This is a genomic window from Streptomyces formicae (assembly GCF_002556545.1).
Classification (GTDB): Bacteria; Actinomycetota; Actinomycetes; order Streptomycetales; family Streptomycetaceae; genus Streptomyces; species Streptomyces formicae_A.
Genome location: NZ_CP022685.1, coordinates 4187192 through 4208149, shown reverse-complemented (window position 1 = coordinate 4208149; position 20958 = coordinate 4187192). Strand labels below are relative to the sequence as shown.

The 20958-nt window shown below is 71.2% G+C and carries 17 protein-coding genes; 9 read left to right on the top strand and 8 right to left on the bottom strand.

Features of this window, described 5'->3' with window-relative positions:
* The first annotated feature begins 70 nt into the window (after window positions 1–70).
* Window positions 71–1243: a DNA glycosylase AlkZ-like family protein gene (locus KY5_RS17790; RefSeq protein ID WP_098243179.1), complete on the top strand. Its 1173-nt coding sequence runs from the start codon at window positions 71–73 to the stop codon at window positions 1241–1243.
* Between the two features lies 1 nt (window position 1244).
* Here the strand turns inward: KY5_RS17790 and KY5_RS17785 are convergent, their stop codons facing one another.
* The 3 genes from KY5_RS17785 to KY5_RS17775 form a co-directional block, all read right to left on the bottom strand.
* Window positions 1245–2021 carry an enoyl-CoA hydratase/isomerase family protein gene (locus tag KY5_RS17785; protein WP_234362774.1) on the bottom strand — a complete coding sequence of 259 codons (777 nt, stop codon included), beginning with the start codon at window positions 2019–2021 and terminating at the stop codon, window positions 1245–1247.
* The gene (locus tag KY5_RS17780; protein ID WP_098243178.1) at window positions 2018–2476 is read right to left on the bottom strand and encodes a Zn-ribbon domain-containing OB-fold protein; all 459 of its coding nucleotides are present in this window, start codon (window positions 2474–2476) and stop codon (window positions 2018–2020) included. The genes KY5_RS17785 and KY5_RS17780 overlap by 4 nt, the downstream gene beginning before the upstream one ends.
* Window positions 2477–2538: 62 nt before the next feature.
* Window positions 2539–3690: a lipid-transfer protein gene (locus KY5_RS17775; protein ID WP_098243177.1), complete on the bottom strand. Its 1152-nt coding sequence runs from the start codon at window positions 3688–3690 to the stop codon at window positions 2539–2541.
* A 105-nt stretch (window positions 3691–3795) separates the two neighbouring features.
* Between KY5_RS17775 and KY5_RS17770 the strand changes: the two genes are divergently transcribed.
* On the top strand, window positions 3796–5400 hold the full coding sequence (locus KY5_RS17770) for a FadD3 family acyl-CoA ligase (RefSeq protein ID WP_098243176.1): 1605 nt from the start codon (window positions 3796–3798) through the stop codon (window positions 5398–5400).
* Here KY5_RS17770 and KY5_RS17765 read toward each other — a convergent pair.
* Window positions 5397–5693 (bottom strand): hypothetical protein, encoded by a 297-nt coding sequence (locus KY5_RS17765; RefSeq protein WP_159072548.1) that lies wholly within the window; start codon window positions 5691–5693, stop codon window positions 5397–5399. The genes KY5_RS17770 and KY5_RS17765 overlap by 4 nt on opposite strands.
* Before the next feature lie 155 nt (window positions 5694–5848).
* On the opposite strand from KY5_RS17765, the gene KY5_RS17760 reads away from it, so the two are divergent.
* Window positions 5849–6694 (top strand): hypothetical protein, encoded by an 846-nt coding sequence (locus tag KY5_RS17760; RefSeq protein ID WP_098243174.1) that lies wholly within the window; start codon window positions 5849–5851, stop codon window positions 6692–6694.
* 75 nt (window positions 6695–6769) lie between these two features.
* Here the strand turns inward: KY5_RS17760 and KY5_RS42200 are convergent, their stop codons facing one another.
* The 3 genes from KY5_RS42200 to KY5_RS17750 all read right to left on the bottom strand — a co-directional run bounded on the left by KY5_RS42200 (window position 6770) and on the right by KY5_RS17750 (window position 10498).
* On the bottom strand, window positions 6770–6940 hold the full coding sequence (locus tag KY5_RS42200; protein WP_199843126.1) for a hypothetical protein: 171 nt from the start codon (window positions 6938–6940) through the stop codon (window positions 6770–6772).
* Window positions 6941–7116: 176 nt separating this feature from the next.
* Window positions 7117–7293 (bottom strand): sigma-like protein, encoded by a 177-nt coding sequence (locus KY5_RS17755; RefSeq protein WP_098243173.1) that lies wholly within the window; start codon window positions 7291–7293, stop codon window positions 7117–7119.
* Between the two features lie 226 nt (window positions 7294–7519).
* Window positions 7520–10498: an AfsR/SARP family transcriptional regulator gene (locus KY5_RS17750; RefSeq protein ID WP_098243172.1), complete on the bottom strand. Its 2979-nt coding sequence runs from the start codon at window positions 10496–10498 to the stop codon at window positions 7520–7522.
* Between the two features lie 277 nt (window positions 10499–10775).
* Between KY5_RS17750 and KY5_RS17745 the strand changes: the two genes are divergently transcribed.
* From KY5_RS17745 to KY5_RS17720, 6 genes are all read left to right on the top strand, one after another.
* Entirely contained in the window at window positions 10776–11999 is a 1224-nt protein-coding gene (locus tag KY5_RS17745; RefSeq protein WP_098247323.1) for an amidohydrolase family protein, read from the top strand.
* Between the two features lie 587 nt (window positions 12000–12586).
* Window positions 12587–13543 (top strand): TIGR03619 family F420-dependent LLM class oxidoreductase, encoded by a 957-nt coding sequence (locus KY5_RS17740; RefSeq protein WP_098243171.1) that lies wholly within the window; start codon window positions 12587–12589, stop codon window positions 13541–13543.
* Window positions 13544–13553: 10 nt separating this feature from the next.
* Window positions 13554–14351, top strand: coding sequence for an SDR family NAD(P)-dependent oxidoreductase (locus tag KY5_RS17735; RefSeq protein ID WP_098243170.1), 798 nt, complete (start codon window positions 13554–13556; stop codon window positions 14349–14351).
* 112 nt (window positions 14352–14463) lie between these two features.
* Window positions 14464–15591, top strand: coding sequence for an LLM class flavin-dependent oxidoreductase (locus KY5_RS17730; protein WP_098243169.1), 1128 nt, complete (start codon window positions 14464–14466; stop codon window positions 15589–15591).
* 447 nt (window positions 15592–16038) lie between these two features.
* A complete protein-coding gene (locus KY5_RS17725; RefSeq protein WP_098243168.1) occupies window positions 16039–17778 on the top strand; it encodes an N-acyl-D-amino-acid deacylase family protein in 1740 nt (579 codons plus the stop codon).
* Entirely contained in the window at window positions 17775–19250 is a 1476-nt protein-coding gene (locus tag KY5_RS17720; RefSeq protein WP_098243167.1) for an aldehyde dehydrogenase family protein, read from the top strand. Before KY5_RS17725 ends, KY5_RS17720 begins: the two co-directional genes overlap by 4 nt.
* A 972-nt stretch (window positions 19251–20222) precedes the next feature.
* On the opposite strand, the gene KY5_RS17715 is transcribed toward KY5_RS17720, so the two are convergent.
* Window positions 20223–20897, bottom strand: coding sequence for a TetR/AcrR family transcriptional regulator (locus tag KY5_RS17715; protein ID WP_234362773.1), 675 nt, complete (start codon window positions 20895–20897; stop codon window positions 20223–20225).
* Window positions 20898–20958 lie beyond the last annotated feature (61 nt).

Below are 20958 nucleotides of genomic sequence, written 5' to 3'. Positions count from 1 at the left end.
CTCGTGGGTGTCTCTCAAGATCGACGCTACGCCGGGTGCGTGACCCCCGCCAGATGACGACACTTGCCCCATGGACCCGCACTCGCGCGCCTGGTGGGCGCACCGCCAAGGGCTCGACGGCACCCTGCTCGGCGCCGCGCCCGCCGACGTGCTCGCCCGTACCGGCTGGGCCCGCTCCGTCGGCGGCTCGGGCCCCTATTTGGGGCTGCGCGCCCGCTGCGGCGCCTCTCGCGAGGAGATTGACGCGGCCGTCGCCCGCCTGGAGATCCACGAGCTGCCCGCCGCCCGCGGCTGCGCCTACGTCCTGCCGGCGGCCGACTACGCCCTCGGTCTCACCGTGGGCGCCCACGCCCCGCAGGCCGAGGCCCGGCAGGCCGCGAAGCACCTGGGGGTGACGGAGGCCGAGGTGGAGGGCCTGTGCGCCACCGTGCACGACGCGCTCGGCGACGTCCCCCTGGACCCCGCGAAGATCAGGGCCGCCACGGGCGACGCGGTCAGGAGCCTCGGCGCCGACGGCAAGAAGCGGGGCCTGAGCACCACGCTGCCGCTCGCGCTCGGGCTGCTCCAGGCCCGCGGTCTGATCCGCCGCGTCCCGGTGAGCGGCCGCCTGGACCAGCAGCGGTACGGGTACGTCCGCTGGGACCTGGACCTCGGCTCCCGCACGGCGGAGGAGGCCCGCGCGGAGCTCGCCTCGCGCTACTTCGGTTGGGCGGCCCCGGCGACGCTCGCGCACTTCCGCTGGTTCTCCGGGTTCACCGTGGCGGCGGCCAAGGAGGCGGTCGCCGGGCTCGGGCTCGTCGACCTGGGGGAGGGCCTGCTGATGCCGCCGGAGCTCGTCGACGACTTCAGGGCGTACACACCGCCCGCCACCCCTTCGTACGCCCTGCTCGCCGGGCTCGACGGCATCCACCTGCTCCACCGCGACCTCGCAAGGATCCTCGAACCGGCCGACGCCGAGCGGGAGTTCGGCGGCAGGAGGCTCGGCGGGCTCGCGGACGCGCCCGCGCACGTCATCGTCGACCGGGGGCGGATCGTCGGGCTCTGGGAGTACGACGTGGCGGCGCGGGAGGTGGTCTGGCGCGTGTTCGACGGAGTCGGCGATCGCGGGACGGCGGCCGCCGCGCTGCGGGCCGCCGTCGCCGACACCGAGGCGTTCGTGCGCGACGAACTCGGTGACGCGCGCGCCTTCAGCCTCGACTCCCCGAAGAGCAGGGAGCCGCGGGTGGCCGAGCTGCGCGGGTGATTCAGCGGGTGCGGAAGCCACCGCCGCGCCGGGTGCCGAAGAGTTCCGCCTGCCGGTCGGGAGGCAGGTTCCCGAGGGCGATCAGGTGCGGCGCGTGCGCGAGGGCCTGCGAGCGGGCCGCCTCCTTCGCCGACCAGAGCGCCCGGACCGTGCCCTGCACTGCCTCGGTCGGGTACGAGGCGATGACCTCGGCGGCACGGGTGGCCGCCGCCAACGCCCCGCCGGGAGCGGTGAGTTCGGAGACGAGCCCCGTCTCGTGGGCGCGGCGCGCGGAGATCCGCTCGGCCGTGCCCATCAGCGCCATCCTGGCCACCTCGCCGAACGGCATGCGTTGCGCCATGTGGATGGTTTCGAAGGCGCTGACCATGCCGTACGTGGTGTGCGGGTCGAAGAACGTGGCGTGCTCGTCCGCGACGACGAACTCCGCCTCGCCGATGAGGTAGAAGGCGCCGCCGCACGCCATGCCGTTGACGGCCGCGATCACGGGCTTCCAGAGGTCGTTGGTCTTCGGCCCGATCGCGATCAGCGGATCGTCGATCGTGTACGGGGACGCGGGCTGCGGCACGTCGACGCCGCGGTCGATCCCGGTGCAGAAGGCCCTGTCGCCCGCGCCGGTCACCACGATGGTCCTTACGCTCTCGTCGAACCTGAACTCACGCCAGGCGTCCGCCAGTTCGCCCGCCGTCTCCAGGTCGATCGCGTTGTGCCGCGCCGGGCGGTCAAGCGTCAGGGTGGCCACGCCCGTGTCCTTGTCGATGGCCTTGCGCAGCGCGCTCACGGCCGCTCCAGGATCCAGCGCGGAACCGTGTGGCCGTCGTCCAGGGTGGTGAAGGCGACCTGCACCTTGGCGCCGATGCGGAGCCGTTCGGGGGCGATGGAGTTCAGAGGGGCGTCGGGGGCGGTGACGAGGTTGCCGACCAGGCGGATGCGGGGGGCGTCGGCCAGCTCGACGACGATCGCGTTGTAGCCGGGCTGCGCGGCGTAGGCGGGCAGCAGGGGCGGGTGCGGGAAGACGTACGACCAGATGCGGCCCCGGCCGCTCATCCTGCGCCACTCGCTGTCGAAGGACTGGCAGTGGGGGCAGCAGGGCCTGGGTGGGAAGCGGAGCTCGGCGCAGGCGGTGCAGGCTTGTATCCGTAGTTCGCCTCGGGCGGCGTACTGCCAGAAGGGGGCGCCGTCGTCGTCGACGGTGGGGGTCAGAAGGGGTTCTTGTTCCGTCGTCGCGTCTGCCATGTGAGTGTCCTTTTGACGGGTGCGGGACTCGTTGTGGTTGCTCGCGCAGTTCCCCGCGCCCCCTACGGGGCCCTCAGCAACACCGCTGAAGTGGGGACCCCCTCGCCCGCCGTCACCAGGCAGGTGGACGCGTCCGGGACCTGGGCCGTGCTCGTGCCCCGTAGTTGCTTCACGCCCTCGTTGATGAGGTTGAAGCCGTGGACGTACGCCTCGCTGAGGCCGCCGCCGCCCGTGTTGATGGGCAGGCGGCCGCCGCTCTCCAGGGCGCCGCCCTCGGTGAACGCGCCGCCCTCGCCACGGCCGCAGAAGCCGTAGCCCTCCAGGGAGAGCGGGATGAGCGGGGTGAACGCGTCGTAGATCTGCGCGACGTCGACGTCCTGTGGGCCGAAGTCCGCCTGTTTCCACAGGTGTCGGGCCGCTGTCCAGGCCGGGCCCGAGAGCGGGTCGTCGTTCCAGTAGTTGACCATGCCGTGGTGCTGGGCGGGCAGGCCCTGGGCGGTGGAGTGGACGTAGACGGGCTTCTGGCGGCAGTCGCGGGCCCGCTCGGCGGAGACGATGACGCACGCCAACGCACCGTCCGTCTCCAGGCAGTTGTCGAAGAGGCAGAGGGGCTCGCTGATCCAGCGCGAGGTCATATACATGTCGCGGGTCAGCGGGCGTTCGTACATCATCGCGGCCGGGTTCTGGTTGGCGCGGTTGCGGCAGGCGAGGGCGACGTTGAAGAGGTGGTCGCGGGTCGTGCCGTACTCGTGCATGTGGCGGCGGGCCAGCATGGCGATCTCGTCGGCCGGGCGGAGCAGCCCGAAGGGCCGGGTCCACTGGGCGGGGGTGGGGAGTTGGACGGCCGTGTTCTTCCAGGGGCGTGGGCCGCTGCCGCGCTTGCGGGAGCGCCAGGCGATGCCGACGCTCGCCTGTCCGGTGGCGATCGCGGCGGCGAGGTGCGCCACCGTCGCGCACGAACCGCCGCCGCCGTAACCGACCTTGCTGAAGAAGGTCACGTCACCGGCCCCGATGGCCTTGGCGACCTCGACCTCGTCGGTCTCCTCCATCGTGTACGAGGCGAACGCGTCGACCTCGGAAGGGGCGATGCCCGCGTCGTCGAGCGCGGCGATGATCGCCTGGCACGCCAACGTCTTCTCGCTGTCGGGAAGTTGTTTCGCGAAGGGGGTCTGGCCTATCCCGACTATCGCTGTAGCGTCCTTGAGTGAAGCCATGGGCAACGGCACCTCCGCCTTGTCGCGCGTGTCACCACTGCTGACAGCGCGTCAGGCTACAGCTAATCTGACGGATAGTCAGCTACTGATGTGGGAGGGCTTGCGATGCGCGGCGACCTGGAATGGGACAGCATCCCGGCACTGGTGCGGGCGGCCGCCGCGCGGTACGGCGACCGGGAAGCGGTCGTCGAGGGCCGCACCCGACTCTCGTACCGGGAACTGGGCGAGCGCGTGGAGCGGGCCGCCGCCGCGTGCATGGCCGAAGGAGTCGAACCGGGCGACCGCGTCGCCGTCTGGGCCCCCAACACCCTCGACTGGATCGTCTCCGCCCTCGGCGCGGTCTCGGCGGGCGCGGTCCTCGTCCCGCTCAACACCCGCTTCAAGGGCGCGGAGGCGGCCTACGTCCTGGACCGCAGCCGCGCCAAACTCCTCTTCATCACGGGCACCTTCCTCGGTACGTCCTACGTCGCGTCCCTGCGCCGCGCGGCGGCGGAGGGCCCCGGCAAGGGTCCGCTGCCCGGCCTCCCGCACCTGGAGCAGGTGGTCGTGCTCTCCGACGACGCCCCCGAGTCCTTCCGCACCTGGAAGGAGTTCCTGACCGGCGGCGACCGGGTGCCGGGCGACGCGGTCCGCGCGCGGGCGGACTCGGTCGGCGGGGCGGCGCCCTCGGACATCATCTTCACCTCGGGCACCACGGGGCGTCCCAAGGGCGCCGTCATCACCCACGCGCAGACCCTGCGCTGCTACGACGTGTGGGCCGAACTCGCGGGCCTGCGCGAGGGCGACCGCTATCTGATCGTGAACCCGTTCTTCCACACCTTCGGCTACAAGGCCGGGATCATCGCCTGCCTGACGCGCGGCGCGACGATGGTCCCGCAGCCCGTCTTCAACGTGGACACGGTCCTCGCCAACGTCGCCGCCGAGCGCATCTCCGTACTCCCGGGACCCCCGACCCTGCACCAGTCGCTCCTCGACCACCCGGCGCGCGACCAGCACGACCTGTCGGCGCTCCGGCTCGTGGTGACGGGCGCCGCCGTCGTACCGCTCCAGCTCGTCGAACGGCTGCGCAGCGAGCTGCGGGTGGGCACCGTCCTGACGGCGTACGGACTTTCCGAGGCGAGCGGCATCGTCACGATGTGCCGCAGGGGCGACCCCCTCGAGGTCATCGCGGCGACCTCGGGCCGCGCGATCCCCGGGACCGAGGTCCGCGTCGTATCCCCCACGGGCGAGACGCTCCCGCCCGGCCACCCCGGCGAGGTCCTCGTGCGCGGCCACCACGTGATGCGGGAGTACTTCGAGGACCCGGCGCAGACCGCCCTCGTGATCTCCCCGGACGGCTGGCTGCGGACCGGGGACGTGGGCGTGCTCGACGAGGCGGGCAACCTGCGCATCACCGACCGGATCAAGGACATGTTCATCGTCGGCGGCTTCAACGCCTATCCGGCCGAGATAGAGCAACTCCTCGGCGTCCACCCGGAGGTGGCGGACGTCGCGGTGATCGGCGTGCCCGACCCGCGGCTCGGCGAGGTGGGCAAGGCGTACGTGGTGCGGCGCCCCGGCGCGCTCGTCACGGCGGACGACCTGATCGCCTGGTCGCGGCGGGAGATGGCGAACTACAAGGTACCGAGGGCGGTCGAGTTCGTGACGGAGCTGCCTCGGAACGCGAGCGGGAAGGTGGTCAAGGGGGAGCTGCGGGGCGCTGCGCGCTAGGCGTTGGCGCCCGCTTCGTCGGCTTCATCGGCTACGTCGGTGGCCTCGGCGGCCCCCTGCTCGGCGGCCCCCTGCTCGGCGGCTCGCTGCTCGGCGGCGATGATGGCGGCGCGCTCGGCCGCTCCGCACTCCACGCAGAACTCGTTCCCCTCGGGGTCGGCGAGCGTGACCCAGCCTCGGCCGTTGGGTCCCGCAAGGAGGACCGCTTCCTCAAACCGGGCACGTACGCGGAGGCGGGCATCACCTACTACTGGCGCGTCGAGCGGGGTGAGGAGGACATCCCCGTCGTCCACGAGTTCTGGCACCACTACGAGGCCGGGGTCTACGCCCCCAGCCCGGAGCAGCCGACCCACCTGGGCAAGCTCACGACCGAGGTGCCGTTCCCCCTGGACATCGACCTGCGCGGCCTGATCGAGATCTGACCGCGCACGGCTGCCACGATGGGGCGATGCACAACGATCCTGCTCAGCCCCGCGTCCTCTTCGTCACGGACCTCACCTACCAGGCCAAGGGCCGCCGCTACTGCGACGAGGACATCTACCTCTCAGGCCGCCTGCGCGAGGACTTCGACGTGGCCCTGTGCCATCCGCTGGACGCGGCGGCCCTGATGGAGACGGGCGCCTTCGACGTGGTGCTCGTCCGCAACAGCGGTCCGGTGATCAACTACCAGGCGGTGTGGGACGACTTCAGGGAGCGCGCGGCGAAGTGCGGGGCGCTTGTGTGCAATCAGCTCACCGGGCGGGCGGACATGGTCGGCAAGCAGTATCTGCTGGAGCTGACGGCCGCCGGGTATCCGGTCATCCCCACGGTCGACGACGCGGGGGAGGTCGACAGGCTTCCGGCGTCGGAGACGTACGTGGTCAAGCCGAAGCTGGGCGCGGACTCGATAGGACTGGAGTTCCTGTCGAGGCAGGACCTCGCGGAACTCGCCCCCGGCCCCTCGGACCTCCTGATCCAGCCGCGCGTCGACTTCGCGTACGAGGTGTCGTTCTACTTCGTCGACCGCGCTTTCCAGTACGCGCTGTACGCCCCCGACCCCGCGCGGCGCTGGCACCTGGAGCGGTATGCGGCGACCCCCGACGACCTGGCCTTCGCCCAGCGCTTCGTGGACTGGAACACGATCGACCACGGGGTCCAGCGGGTGGACGCGTGCCGGGTGCGTGGGGGTGGGCTGTTGCTGGTGGAGCTGGAGGATCTGAATCCGTACTTGTCGCTTGAGCTGGTGGGTGAGGAGGTGCGGGAGGGGTTCGTTGCGGCGCTGAAGGAGTCCTTGGCCTCCTGGCAGGCGCTCTGAGCCAAGCGGCACCGGCTCTGCGGCCGCCCCGGCGCGATGGGGCCCGAGCGGCAGCCCGGCCCCCATCGCTACGGGTCAGTCCTGCGGACCCGAGGGGGTGTGGCCGTCACCGAACGGCGCGGACGGCGTGTGACCGTCGCTCGGCGGTGCCGGGGTGTGGCTGTCGGCGAGTGCCGGGGCGGTGGCACCCGCCGCGGCGGCCGCCGCGATGGCGACGGTGACCAGGATCTTCTTGGCGCGAGTCATTCCAACTCCTCTGGTGGGACGGAACATCTGACGTCACGTGACCCTAGTGACGAGGCGCCTGAATGTTCGATTCCATGGTGCCCCGCCGCGTGGCGGGCCCGGACATGCGTCGGCCGCGACGGCTCCCCCTCCGCGCCGCCGCGGCCGATCGCCCCCGTCGGGATATGAGGTCTGTGTCAGTCCTTGGGCGGGGCGGGCGTGTGGCCCTCGCCCTGCGTGGTGACGCCGCCGTCCTTGGGCGGGGCGGGCGTGTGGCCCTCGCCCTGCGTGGTGACGCCGCCGTCCTTGGGCGGCGCGGGCGTGTGGCCCTCGCCCTTGGTCGTGATCCCGCTCGTCTTCTTGGTCTCGCTCATGAGTGACAACTCCTATGGAATTGACGGGGTCCAGATAGCGGATACGCCCGCTCGGCAACTCCCCCGAGGGTCGCCGAACGGGCGTTTGGGCCGCTCACTTTATCCGTAGGGCCCGTGCGACCCGTCTGCCCCCCGACGCGACGGATCGACTCCATGAGAGTGGCAGTCCGCCATAAACGTTCGATGAACGCCCGCTGGGATGTTCCGCTGAATCCCCGTCAAAGCCTCAGGCCGCCGCGACCGGCTTGAGGAGTTCCCGCAGTTGAGCGGCTTCGGGAGCACCACCCGCCTCATGAATGGCCAGTGCCTCGCTCCAGCACGCCTGCGCGCGGTCCACCTGGCCGAGGGCTCGCAGGGCCCTGCCGAGGATCGTCAGGACGTTGGCGCGCATCCAGTCGCCGCCCACGCAGCCGGTGCTCAGTGCTTGCTCGGCGTGCTGCGCGGCCTGCGTGACGCGGCGGTCGGAGAACGACACCTGGGCGATGCGGTAGTGCGTGGTCCCCTGCCACAGGCGCTGGCGACTGTCCCTGAAGATCTCCAGGGCGTCCGTCAGCTGGTCGAGGGCCTCCGAGTGGCGCCCGGCCTGGCTCAGCGCGAGCCCGAGGGCGTACTTGGCGTTGGCGAGCCGGAAAGTGACCCCGAGCTCGCTGTAGATGGCCATCCCCTGCTGGGCCAGCTCGATCGACTTGTTGGTGCGCCCCATCGCGAGGAGCGCCCGGGAGAGGTTGCACAGGGCGCTCGCCTCGCTGTGCCGGTTCCCGTCGGCGCGGAAGGCACTGATCGCCTGGAGGAGCTGCCCCTCGCCGACGGCCGGCTGGTTGATGCAGTTGTTGACGATGCCCTGTTCGTTGAGGGCGTTCCCGTGGGTCCACGGGTCGCCGGACTCCAGCGCGAGCTGGACGGCGAGCTCCAGCTCGGCGTAGGCGTCGTGGAACCGCCCCAGCTTGTTGAGCACCTGGGCGAGACTGACGCGCGCCCGCCCCTCGGCGTACGCGTCCCCCGTGGCGGCCGCGACGTCGCGCGCCGCGCGGGTCACCGCCTCATAGCGGTGCGAACTCGCCCCCGACTCGGCCAGGTTCTTGGCCGCCAGGATCAGATCGACCGCGCGCCGCAGGCTGTTGGGCGCGAGGGACTGCTGGACGCAGGCGAGGATGCAGGCGGCTTCCGCGCGCAGCCAGGAGAAGGCCGTGGCCGCGTCGTCGAATTCGAGCCCGAGGTGGTGGGTGACCTCCAGGTGGCTCACCGTCCGGTCCCCCGGCCGCTCGATCGCATAGACCCGCGCCGCCGAAGCCAGATAGAAGTCGAGGAGCCGCGACATCGCCGCGTCCCGCTCGCTCGGCGGCTGCTCGTCGCGTTCCGCGCACGCACGCGCGTAGAGGCGTACGAGGTCGTGATAGCGGTAGCGGCCCGGTGCCGCGGACTCGATCAGGGAGGTGTCCACGAGGGCCTCCAGGAGGTCCTCCGTGTCCTCCAGGGGCAGGTCGAGGACCGCCGCGGCCGCCGCCAGGGAGAGGTCGGGGCCGTCCGCCAGGCCGAGGAGGCGGAACGCGCGGGCCTGCGCGGGCTCCAGCTGGCCGTAGCCCAGTTCGAAGGTGGCCTTGACCGCGAGGTCACCCGCCTGGAGTTCGTCCAGGCGCCGCCGCTCGTCCGCGAGCTTCGCGGCGAGCGTCGAGACGGTCCAGGTGCGGCGGGCCGCCAGGCGCGACGCCGCGATGCGGATGGCCAGCGGCAGGAAGCCGCACGCCGCGACCACGTCGAGGGCCGCTTCCCGCTCGGAGGTGACCCGCTCGTCGCCGACGATCCGGGTGAAGAGGAGCAGGGCCTCCTCGGGGGACATGACGTCGAGGTCCACGAGGTGCGCGCCCGCCAGGTCGACCATGCGGACCCGGCTCGTGACGAGCGCCGCGCAGCCCTCCATGCCGGGCAGCAGCGGCCTCACCTGGGCCGCGTCGCGCGCGTTGTCCAGGAGGACCAGGACCCTTCGGCCGTCGAGGACCGAGCGGTAGAGCGCGGCGCGCTCCTCCAGGGATTCCGGTATCGCCGAGTCGGCCGTGCCGAGGGCGCGCAGGAAGGCGCCGAGGACGGTCTCCGGCTCGGCCGCCCGCGCGCCCGCGCCCTGGAGGTCCACGTACAGCTGGCCGTCGGGGAAGTGCGTGCGGGCGACGTGCGCCACGTGCACGGCGAGCGTCGTCTTGCCCACGCCGCCGATGCCCGCCAGGGCGGAGACCGCCATGACGCGTCCCTCGGCCGTGGAGAGGATGTCGCTGAGCTCGTCCACGAAGGACTTGCGGCCCGTGAAGTCCGGCACCGTCGCGGGCAGTTGCGCGGGGCGTACGACCGTCGTCGCCGGTTCGGGGTCGCCCGCGGAGGGCTCCGAGAGGGCCGGGTCCGCCTGCAGGATGCGCTGCTGGAGTTCCTTGAGTCCGGTGCGCGGGTCCACGCCGAGCTCGTCCGCGAGCAGGCGCCGCGTGTCGGCGTACACGGCGAGGGCCTCGGCCTGGCGACCGCTGCGGTAGAGGGCGAGCATGAGCAGTTCCCGCAGCCGCTCCCGCAGGGGGTGCGCGGCGGTCAGGGCGGTCAGTTCCGAGACCGCCTCCGCGTGGCAGCCCTGTTCCAGATCCATGTCGAGGCGGGACTCCACGATCTGGAGCCGCCACTCCTCCAGGCGGGTGCGCTGGGTCTCCGCGTAGGGGCCGGGGACGTTGGCCAGCGGCTCGCCGTCCCACAGGCCGAGCGCCTTGTTGACCAGCGAACGCGCCTGGCAGAGGTCGCCGACGCCACGGGCCTTCTCGGCCGCGGCCCACAGGTCCTCCGCCGCGGTCAGGTCCAGGGCGCCCTCCGTCACCCGGACCGCGTACCCGCCCGACTCGCTGAGCAGGACGCCCGGGGGCAGCACCTTGCGCAGCCGGGACGCGTACGTCCGTACCGCCGCCAGTGCCTGCGAAGGCGGCTCGTCGCCCCAGAGGGCGTCGATCAGCTCGGAGGCCGTCGCCGTGCGGCCGTCCCGCAGGAGGAGGGCCGCGAGGAGGGCCCGCTGCATCGGGGACCCCGTGTTGAGCTGTTCCGTGCCGTGCCACGCGCGCACCGGTCCGAGCACGCTGAAGCGCGACGCCTGGACCTCGGGAAACTCCCCCTCGGTCCGCTCCTCGGGGGTGTTCCCCGAGGCCGGACGCCACTGCTCCGGTACTCGCGGTACATCGACCATCGCTCCCCCTGCCGCCCTGCGGTTCCCAATCCTGCCGGTCGCGGTGCTGCCCCGACCGCACTGAAGCACCGGTCGGTCGTGCCTCGGTCCTGCGTCGGTTCCTGCTCCCCGCCAGTTTGCCTTGTTCATGGCGGATGCGTCAGCCGTGGGAGACGGCTCTCACAGGGTCCTCGCACCAGGTTCCGCATCGCGCCGCGCCCCCGGGGCGGGCGATCCGTCACCGTACGACTTACTGACGGACCGTCAGATCGGCGCTACCGTGGACGACATGGAGACCATGGAGACCTTCCCGAAGATCATCTCGGTGGACGACCACACGGTCGAACCCCCACACGTCTGGCGGGACCGGCTCCCGTCGAAGTACCAGGACAGCGGCCCCCGGATCGTCCGCGCGCCCCTCAAGGAGATGAGCTTCCTCGGAGGCAAGTTCGCCCCCGTGATGGGGGCGAAGGGGGACGAAGGCCCCATCGGGGACTGGTGGGTGTACGAGGACCTGCACCGTCCGCTCACCCGCCTCGACACGGCTGTCGGGTACGACAGGGACGAGATCAAGCTGGAGGTCATCACGTACGAGCAGATGCGGCCGGGATCGTTCAGCGTGCCCGACCGCCTCGCCGACATGGACGTCAATCACGTCCAGTCCGCCCTCTGCTTCCCCACCTTTCCGCGCTTTTGCGGACAGACCTTCACCGAGGCGAAGGACCGTGAGCTCGGGCTGCTCGGTGTGCGGGCGTACAACGACTGGATGGTGGACGAGTGGTGCGGGCCCGAGGCGGGCGGGCGTCTCATACCGCTCACCCTCATCCCCCTCTGGGACGCGGAGCTGGCCGCGGCGGAGGTCCGGCGCAATGCCGCGCGGGGCGTGCGGGCGGTCGCCTTCTCCGAAATCCCGCCGCACCTCGGGCTCCCCTCGATCCACACGGACGAATGGGACCCCTTCCTGCGGGCCTGCGACGAGACCGGCACGGTCATCGCCATGCACATCGGCTCCTCCAGCAAGATGCCGTCGACGTCACCGGACGCGCCGCCCGCGGTCGGCTCCACCATCACCTTCGCCAACTGCTGCTTCTCGATGGTGGACTGGCTGATGAGCGGCAAGTTCGAGCGCTTCCCGAATCTGAAGATCATGTACGCGGAGGGGCAGATCGGGTGGATCCCGTACATCCTGGAGCGGGCGGATGTGGTCTGGGAGGAGAACCGGGGCTGGGGCGGGGTGGCGGAGAAGGTTCTCCGACCTCCGTCGGAGCTCTTCGCCGACCATGTCTTCGGGTGCTTCTTCGACGACGCGTTCGGCTTGAAGAACCTCGACTCCATCGGGGTCGGCAATGTCCTCTACGAAACGGACTATCCGCACTCCGATTCGACGTGGCCCAAGTCGCGGGAGGTGGGGGAGTCGCAGATGGGGCACTTGGCGGCGGATGTGGTGGATCGCATCGTTCGCCGTAACGCGATTGATCTTCTTGGGCTTACGTCGGAGGGGCTTTGGGAGGGGGCTGTGTAGGTCTGTGTGCCGGTGCCTCGCGTTCGGTGCGGTGGCACACGGGGGTTTTTGCGCAGTTCCCCGCGCCCCTGAAGGGGTCCCCCCCGGTGGTCCGGTGCGGCTCCGTAGGGGCTGGGGTCGCGCCTCTGGTTCGGTCGTGGGGCGGGGCCGCGGCGGTATGTCCGTCCTCGCCGTCCCAGATGGCCGCCACACTCCGGGCACCTCTCCCCGTAGCCACATGTGCTCCGGGCGGACATACCGCCACGTCCCCTCCGGTCGAACGGCGACTGCGGCCCGTTGGGGGCCGGGAACCCCCACCGGGGGACGGTCGCGAGCGCGCGCGAGGGGACGTGGGGGTATGTGCGCACGGAGCACATAAGTGACGGGGGCAGGGAAGCAAGTCCGTTGGCGGTCATCTGGGACGGCGAGTACGCACATACCCCCGCGGCCCCGCCCCCCGACGAACCCAAGGCGACCCGCACCCAAGACGACCCGCACCCAAGACGCCCCACAGCCCAACCCCTTGCCTGACGCACCGTCAGCTATCACGATGTGTCCGTCGGCGTATATGACGTACCGTCAGATCACGGTGAGGAGTGGGGTTCCCCATGAGTGCCGAGGCACAGGACATTCCGCAGGGGCGGCTGGTGTACGGGATGCAGCTCCCGGTCCAGTCCCAGAGTTCGCTCTACGTCGAGTCCTGGGAGGCCACCGCCACCCCCGACGACCTCGCGGAAATCGCCCGCACCGCCGACCGCACCGGCTTCGACTACCTCGCGGGCTGCGACCACGTCGGCATCCCCCGGCACCTCGCCGAAGCCATGAGCACCATCTGGTACGACCCCGTCTCCACCCTGTCCTTCCTCGCCGCCATCACCGAGAACGTCCGCCTGATGAGCCACGTGGCCATCGTGGGACTGCGTCACCCCCTCCTCTCCGCGAAGCAGTACGCGACGCTCGACCACCTCAGTGGTGGCCGGCTGATCCTCGGGGTGGGAGCGGGGCACGTGCGGGAGGAGTTCGAGGTGCTCGGCGTCGACTTCGACCGGCGCGGGCCGGTCCTCGACGAGACGATCGACGCGTTGAAGGCGGCGCTCGGGCCGGAGGAGTACCCCGAACATCACGGTGAGCGCTTCGAGTTCGAGGGGCTGGGGCAGCGTCCACGCCCGGCGCAGCCCCACGTTCCGCTCTGGGTCGGCGGCTCCTCGCCCGCCGCCGTACGCCGCGCGGCCACCCGCGCCGACGGCTGGCTGCCGCAGGGCGACCCGAGGGACAAGCTGCCCGCGCAGATCGCGAAGCTCAAGCGGCTGCGGCGGGAGGCGGGGATCGAGGAGCCGATCACGGTCGGCGCGATCACGGAGGCGCTGCACATAGGAGAGCCCTCCTGGCATGTGGGGCACAGGACGCTCACCGGGAAGCCGGAGGCCCTCGCGGAGTCGCTCAGGGAGTACGGCGCGATGGGCGTGGACCAGATCCAGGTGCGCTTCCGCAGTCGGAGCCGTACCGAACTCACCGATCAGATGGCGGCGTTCGCCGCGGACGTGGCTCCGCACCTCAACGACTAGGGAGTGACCCATGGGCAACGGCACGGGCAAGCTGGACGGCCGCGTCGCGATCGTGACGGGCGCGGCGCGCGGGCAGGGCGAGCAGGAGGCGCGCCTCTTCGCCGCCGAAGGGGCGCGTGTCGTCATCGCGGATGTGCTCGACGACCAGGGCGAGGCGCTGGCCAAGGAGTTGGGGGAGGACACCGCCAAGTTCGTGCACCTGGACGTGAGCAGCGAGGCGGACTGGCAGGCCGCCGTCGCCGCCACCAAGGACGCCTTCGGGAAGATCGACGGACTGGTGAACAACGCCGGGATCCTGCGCTTCAACGAATTGGTCAGCACCCCGCTCGAAGAGTTCCAGCAGGTGATCCAGGTCAATCAGGTCGGCTGCTTCCTGGGGATCCGCACCGTCGCGCCCGAGATCGGCGCGGCGGGCGGCGGCACGATCGTGAACACCGCGTCGTACACGGCGATGACGGGCATGGCGTACGTCGGCGCGTACGCCGCGACCAAGCACGCGATCCTCGGCCTCACCCGCGTCGCCGCGATGGAGCTGGCGGCCAGGAACATCCGCGTCAACGCGGTCTGTCCGGGCGCGGTCGACACCCCGATGACGAACCCCGCGCAGCTGGACCCGGCCGCCGACCCCGAGGAGGCGGGCGCGGCCGTGGCCGAGCTCTACAAGAAGCTCGTGCCGCTGGGACGGATCGGGAAGCCGGCGGAGGTGGCCGCGCTCGCGCTCTTCCTGACCGGCGACGACTCGGCGTACATCACGGGCCAGCCGTTCGTCATCGACGGCGGCTGGCTGGCGGGGGTCAGCATTATCTGACGGGACGTCAGTATGCGGGCCCGCGGGTATTGACGGTCCTCGCGGCCGGTGGAACAGTCGACCCATCAAGATCTGACGATGCGTCAGAAACTCACGAGGACGGTGAACCTCCTTGGAATTCGGTCTCTTTGTACAGGGATACGTGCCCGCCAAGCGGGCCCAGGTCGACCCCGAAGCGGAGCACAAGGCGCTGATAGAGGAGACCGAGTACGTCATCCAGGCGGACAAGTCCGGCTTCAAGTACGCCTGGGCGTCCGAGCACCACTTCCTGGAGGAGTACTCGCACCTCTCCGCCAATGACGTCTTCCTCGGCTACCTCGCGCACGCGACCGACCGCATCCACCTGGGATCGGGCATCTTCAACCCGCTCGCGCCCGTCAACCACCCGGTGAAGGTCGCCGAGAAGGTCGCCATGCTCGACCACCTCTCCGAGGGGCGCTTCGAGTTCGGCTCGGGGCGCGGCGCGGGTTCGCACGAGATCCTCGGCTTCATGCCGGGCATCACGGACATGAACCACACCAAGGAGATATGGGAAGAGACGATCTCCGAGTTCCCCAAGATGTGGCTCCAGGACGAGTACGTCGGCTTCCAGGGCAAGCACTGGTCCCTGCCGCCGCGCAAGATCCTGCCCAAGCCGTACGGGACGTCGCACCCGGCGATGTGGTACGCGGCGGGGTCACCGTCGTCGTACGCCATGGCGGGCAAGAAGGGGCTCGGTGTCCTCGGCTTCAGCGTGCAGAAGGTCTCCGACATGGAGTGGGTGGTCGAGTCCTACAAGTCGGCGGTCAAGGACGCCGAGCCGATCGGCGACTTCGTCAACGACAACGTCATGGTGACGTCCACGGCGATCTGCGCCGAGACGCACAAGAAGGCGGTCGAGATCGCGGTCAGCGGTGGGCTCAACTACCTCCAGTCGCTGCTCTTCCGCTACCACGACACCTTCCCGCGCCCCGAGGGCATCCCCGAGTGGCCCGAGCTGCTCCCCGAGTACAGCGAGGAGATCATCGAGCTGCTCATCGCCGAGGAGCTGATGATCTGCGGCGACCCGGACGAGGTGCTCACGCAGTGCAAGCGGTGGGAGCAGGCCGGGGCGGACCAGCTGAGCTTCGGGCTTCCGATCGGGATCTCGCCCGAGGACACGAAGAACACGATCAAGCTCATCGGTGAGCATGTGATCCCGAAGATCGACACGGATCCGGTTCACCGGACGTCGCGCTTCCGGCAGGCCGCGGGGGCCTGAGCCTCTCGGAGCTGCCCCGGCTTCCCCTCCCGGACGGAGGCCGGGGTCCTACCGGACGGGGGCGGGTCCCACGTGGCTGGTGTCGCGGGGGCCCGCCCCCGGACCCCCGTCCATCGCCCTTCGGGCTCGTCCTCAAACGCCGGACGGGCTGGAATTCGCTCGCCTGGGCCCGTCCCGGAACGCCGGACGGGCTCTGGAATTCGCTCGCCCGGGCCCGTCGTCGAACGCCGGACGGGCTCTGGAATTCGCTCGCCCGGGCCCGTCGTCGAACTTCGGACGGGCTGGAATTCGCTCGCCCGGGGCCGTCCCGGAACGCCGGGCGGGCTCTGGAATTCGCTCGCCCGGGCCCGTCGTCGAACCCCGGACGGGCTGGAATTTGCTCACCCGGGCCCGTCCCCGAACGCCGGGCGGGCCGCACATCCCACTCCGAAAGGGGACCTCCTCGTCATGCTCGACCACCTCATCAAAGGCGCGACCGTCGTCGACGGGACCGGTGCCCCCGCGCGCGTCGCCGACGTCGGGATACGGGACGGGCGGATCGCCGTCGTCGCGGAGCAAGGGACCGTCGCCGAGGAGGCGCGGACCAGTGAGGACGCCCAGGGGCGAGTCCTCGCGCCGGGGTTCGTGGATCCGCATACGCACTACGACGCGCAGTTGTTCTGGGATCCGTACGCGACGCCGTCCCTGAATCACGGGGTGACCACCGTGGCGGGCGGCAACTGTGGGTTCACGCTCGCGCCGCTCCATCCGGACCGGCCCGGCGACGCCGACTACACGCGGCGGATGATGTCCAAGGTCGAGGGCATGTCGCTGGTGGCGCTCGAAGAGGGGGCGCCCTGGTCGTGGAGTTCGTTCGGGGAGTATCTGGACGCCCTGGAGGGGCGCGTCGCCGTCAACGCGGGCTTCATGGTGGGGCATTGCGCGCTGCGCAGGTACGTCATGGGGGCGGACGCGGTCGGTGGGCAGCCCACCCCGGGGCAGCTGGAGGAGATGCTGAACCTCTTCCACGAGGCGATGGACGCCGGGGCCTGGGGGCTCTCCACCACGCAGTCCTCCACGCACTCGGACGGCGACGGGCAGCCCGTGGCGTCCCGGCACGCGCAGCCCGCCGAGCTGCTCGCGCTCAGCAGGGCCGTCGCCGAGCACGAGGGGACACAGCTCGAAGCGATCGTGGCGGGATGTCTCGACCAGTTCAGCGACGACGAGATCGACCTGTTCGTGGAGATGAGCGCGGCGGCCGGGCGGCCGCTGAACTGGAACGTGCTGACCATCGACTCGGCCGTACCCGAGCGCGTGCCGCGTCAGCTCGTGGCCAGTGAGCGGGCCCGCAAGGCGGGCGGCCGCATCGTCGCGCTGACCATGCCGATCCTCACGCCGATGAACATGTCGCTCGGCACGTTCTGCGCCCTGAACCTCATCCCCGGATGGGGCGAGATCCTGGGCCTGCCGGTGCCCGAGCGGATCGCGAAGCTGCGCGAACCCGACGTACGGGCGGAGATGCTGCGGCACGCGGCCAGCAAGGAGGCGGGCGTCTTCCGGCGGCTCACCGACTTCGCGCGGTACGTCATCGGGGACACGTACTCCGAGGCGAACGAGGGCCTCACCGGGCGCGTGGTCGCCGACATCGCGGCCGAGCGGGGGCAGGAGCCCTTCGCGTGCCTGGTGGAGATCTGCGCGGCCGACGAACTGCGCACCGTCCTGTGGCCGATGCCCACCGACAACGACCCCGAATCGTGGATGCTGCGCGCGGAGACCTGGCAGCACGAGGACGTCATGCTGGGCGGCTCGGACGCGGGCGCACACCTGGACCGCATGTGCGGCGCCCCGTACACGACGCGCTTCATCGGCGACTGTCTGCGCGGCCGCAAGCTGGTCGGTCTCGAACAGGCCGTGAAGATGCTGACGGACGACCCCGCCCGGCTCTTCGGGCTGCGCGAGCGGGGCAGGATCGCCGAGGGGTACCACGCCGACCTGGTCCTCTTCGATCCGGAGCGGATCGACGCGGGCAAGGCGACGCTCGTCCACGACCTGCCGGGCGACAGTCCGCGCCTGGACTCCAAGGCGATCGGCGTCAACGCGGTCTGGGTCAACGGCGTCGAGGCGATCCGCGAGGACGTGGTGACCGGGGCCGTACCGGGGAAGATCCTGCGCTCGGGCCGCGACACGAAGACGGTGAGCACCAAATGACGCGTACGGAGCGGCTGTTCATCGGCGGCGAGTGGGTCGAGCCCGACGGCGGGCACTACGAGGTGATCGACCCGGCGACCGAGGACGTCGTGGGGCTCGCGCCCGAGGCGAGCCGCGCGCAGGTGCACGCGGCGGCGTCAGCGGCCCGTGCGGCGTTCGCGAGCTGGTCCCGCACGACGCCGGAGGAGCGGGCCGGGGTACTGTCCCGCACGGCGTCGATCCTGCGGCGCGACACCGCGGCGCTCGCCGGACTGGCGCAGGCGGAGACGGGCGCGACGACCGGCACGGCACACGGCATGCAGGTCGCGGTCGCGGTGGCGCGCTTCCAGCGGTACGCGAAGGGGGCGCTGGAACCGGTCGAGGAGGCGTTGGCGCCGCAGATCAACGAGGCGGGGCCGATGGGGAAGGCGGGCGTCATGGGCGCGGTCGCCGTGCGGCAGCCCGTCGGCGTCGTCACCTGCATCACCTCGTACAACAATCCCTGGGCGAACCCCGCGGGCAAGGTGGCGCCCGCGCTGGCCATGGGCAACACGGTGGTGGTGAAACCGGCGCCGCAGGACCCGCTCTCCGTGTTCCGGATGGCGGCCGCGCTGGAGGAGGCGGGGGCGCCGCCCGGTGTCGTGAACGTCGTCTCCGGCACGGACGTGGCCGTCGGCGAGGCGGCCGTGGACTCCCCGGACGTCGACATGGTGAGCTTCACCGGTTCGACGGCCGTCGGGCAGCGCATCGGGGAGGTGTGCGGGCGCGATCTGAAGCGGCAGTTGATGGAGCTGGGCGGCAAGGGCGCGGCGATCGTCCTCGACGACGCCGATCTGGACGCGGCGGCGGCGGGCATCGGCACGACGTTCTCCTTCTACAGCGGCCAGATCTGCACGGCGCCGACGCGTGTGCTTGTCCAACGCTCTGTCTACGACCCCCTGTTGGAGAAGCTGACGGCCTACATCGGCTATCTGAAGGTCGGCGATCCGCGGGAGAAGGGGACGATCGTCGGCCCGGTGATCTCGGCGGCGCACCGCGACCGCGTCGAGTCGTACGTCGAACTCGGGCGCAAGGAAGGCGCACGTGTCGTCGCGGGCGGTGAACGTCCCCCGTACGACAAGGGTTTCTACGTCACGCCGACGCTCCTTGCCGACTGCACCAACGACATGCGGGTGGTCAAGGAGGAGATCTTCGGGCCGGTGGTGGTCGTCGTGCCCTTCGACGCGGACGGCCCCGAGGCGGCCGAGGAGACGGCGATCGCCCTCGCCAACGACAGCGACTACGGCCTCATCGACTACGTCTTCTCCGGCGACGTGGCCCGCGCGTTCCGGGTGGCACGGCGCCTTCGGGCCGGGGGCGTTGGCGTGAACACGATCGGGCGCAACATGGAGGCGCCGTTCGGGGGCTTCAAGAAGAGCGGGGTGGGGCGTGACGTCGGGTCGTACGCGCTGCACGCGTACAGCGAATTGCAGTCGATCGTGTGGCCTGGCTGAGGGGGGGGGGCTGGCGCCGCCTGTGTCGTCCACGTGGGCTGGCGCCGCCCGCCCAGGCGCTGCCCTCTCCCACCCGCCCAGGCGCTGCCCTCTCCCACCCGCCCGCCCCCACCCAGCGGATCCTGGCGTCACCGGCTGCTGAGCGCCGATGGAGGCCCGACAGGGCTCGCCCCCCGACACCGTCTAGCTACTGCCTCCTCCCACCCGCCCGCCCCCACCCAGCGGATCCCGGGCTCACCGGCTGCTGAGCGCCGACGGGCGCTACCCGGCCCGCGACGGGCATGACGTCTCCCGGCGCCGTTCGTGCCGACCGGGCGAGCCCTTCCGGACTGCGGATGTCCCGGCCGATCGGCCCGCCCCCCCGGCACCGATCCGCAGATGTCTTCTCCCGCCCACCCGCCCCCACCCAGCGGATCCTGACGTCACCGGCTGCTGAGCGCCGACGGGTGCTGCTCGGTCCGCGACGGGAATGACGTCTCCCGACGCCGTTCGTGCCGACCGGGCGAGGCCCTTCCGGACTGCGGATGTCCCGGCCGATCGGCCCGCCCCCGGCACCGATCCGCAGATGTCTTCTCCCACCCGCCCGCCCCCACTTAGCAGACCTCGCTGCCCCCGGCTGCGCTACGTCCTCCGGTTGGGGCTGAGCCGCCAGCCGCGCCTGTGCGCGTCCCGGTCGAGTTGTTCCAACTGCGGATGGGCTTCCGGATTTTCGGCTCCGTAGAGCTCAAGTAGCAATCGCACATCGCCGGGTCGGGCAGCGATGTGTCCGGCGGGCGTGCGGCCCCGTGACGAGGGCAAGACGGTCTGGGTGCACCTGGATCTTCAGGGGGCTCCGGAACGGCCCCATGAGCGTGCTGTCTGTCTCGTCGCGCCCCGGTCGGCAGCTCCCGGCAGGTGACGGCAGATCACGCTGAGAGGGGGCGGGTGGGGTGTGGCAGGGAGTTGGCGGCGCCGGTCGGCGCGGTGGTGGCGTCAGGCGTCCCGCGCCGCCAGCGCCGCCACCGCCGGAATCGCCGCGAACGCCTCGCGCATGTGGCGGAGGAGTGCCGGGCGGTCCTGTCGTGCGGTCTCCGGTGCGGTCCACGCCTCCAGGGCGCAGCGCCACGCGGCGAGCATGAGGTCGAGCAGCAGGCGGAGTTCGGTGCGGCCGGGGGACCGTTCGGCCAGGCGGTCCGCCATGATCCGGACGGCTTCCGCGGAGACCTCCGAGCAGTGGCGCAGGCTGTGCGCGCTCAGCGCGGGGGTCCGGTCGGCGAGGCTGCGGCTGGCCAGGAAGCGCTGCTCCCAGCCGTCCGCCGTCTGCTCCAGCGCCGCGAACAGCGCGTCCTTGTAGGCGCCGAGCAGGTGTTCGCCGTCCAGGGGGCGCGTCTCGATGTCCGCGAGGTAGGCGGCCCAGAGTTCCTTCTCCGGGGCCAGGGCCACGTCTTCCTTCGAGGTGAACGTGCGGAAGAAGGTGCGCTTGGAGACTTCCACCGCGTCGACGATCTCGTCCAGCGTCACGGCGGTGAAGTCCCGCGCGGTGAACAGTTCGAGGGCTGTGTCGACCAGGGCCTGCCGGGTCCGCAGCTTCTTGCGCTCGCGCAGCGGTAGTTCCGGCGGGATCGGCCGGACCGGTCGCCCCGGTAGTTCCTTCGCGGTCGTCTTCACCCGGCAGAGCCTACCAATCGCGATTGCCCCTTGTTGCCTAATGCCACTCAGTGGCACTATC

Excerpts from the sequence above, each read along its gene's own strand:
- KY5_RS17770 (WP_098243176.1), top strand. The coding sequence starts at position 3,796 with ATGCGCGGCGACCTGGAATGGGACAGCATCCCGGCACTGGTGCGGGCG.
- KY5_RS17760 (WP_098243174.1), top strand. The coding sequence starts at position 5,849 with ATGCACAACGATCCTGCTCAGCCCCGCGTCCTCTTCGTCACGGACCTC.
- KY5_RS17790 (WP_098243179.1), top strand. The coding sequence starts at position 71 with ATGGACCCGCACTCGCGCGCCTGGTGGGCGCACCGCCAAGGGCTCGAC.
- KY5_RS17735 (WP_098243170.1), top strand. The coding sequence starts at position 13,554 with ATGGGCAACGGCACGGGCAAGCTGGACGGCCGCGTCGCGATCGTGACG.
- KY5_RS17750 (WP_098243172.1), bottom strand. The coding sequence starts at position 10,498 with ATGGTCGATGTACCGCGAGTACCGGAGCAGTGGCGTCCGGCCTCGGGG.
- KY5_RS42200 (WP_199843126.1), bottom strand. The coding sequence starts at position 6,940 with ATGACTCGCGCCAAGAAGATCCTGGTCACCGTCGCCATCGCGGCGGCC.
- KY5_RS17755 (WP_098243173.1), bottom strand. The coding sequence starts at position 7,293 with ATGAGCGAGACCAAGAAGACGAGCGGGATCACGACCAAGGGCGAGGGC.
- KY5_RS17740 (WP_098243171.1), top strand. The coding sequence starts at position 12,587 with ATGAGTGCCGAGGCACAGGACATTCCGCAGGGGCGGCTGGTGTACGGG.
- KY5_RS17725 (WP_098243168.1), top strand. The coding sequence starts at position 16,039 with ATGCTCGACCACCTCATCAAAGGCGCGACCGTCGTCGACGGGACCGGT.
- KY5_RS17745 (WP_098247323.1), top strand. The coding sequence starts at position 10,776 with ATGGAGACCTTCCCGAAGATCATCTCGGTGGACGACCACACGGTCGAA.
- KY5_RS17780 (WP_098243178.1), bottom strand. The coding sequence starts at position 2,476 with ATGGCAGACGCGACGACGGAACAAGAACCCCTTCTGACCCCCACCGTC.
- KY5_RS17720 (WP_098243167.1), top strand. The coding sequence starts at position 17,775 with ATGACGCGTACGGAGCGGCTGTTCATCGGCGGCGAGTGGGTCGAGCCC.
- KY5_RS17775 (WP_098243177.1), bottom strand. The coding sequence starts at position 3,690 with ATGGCTTCACTCAAGGACGCTACAGCGATAGTCGGGATAGGCCAGACC.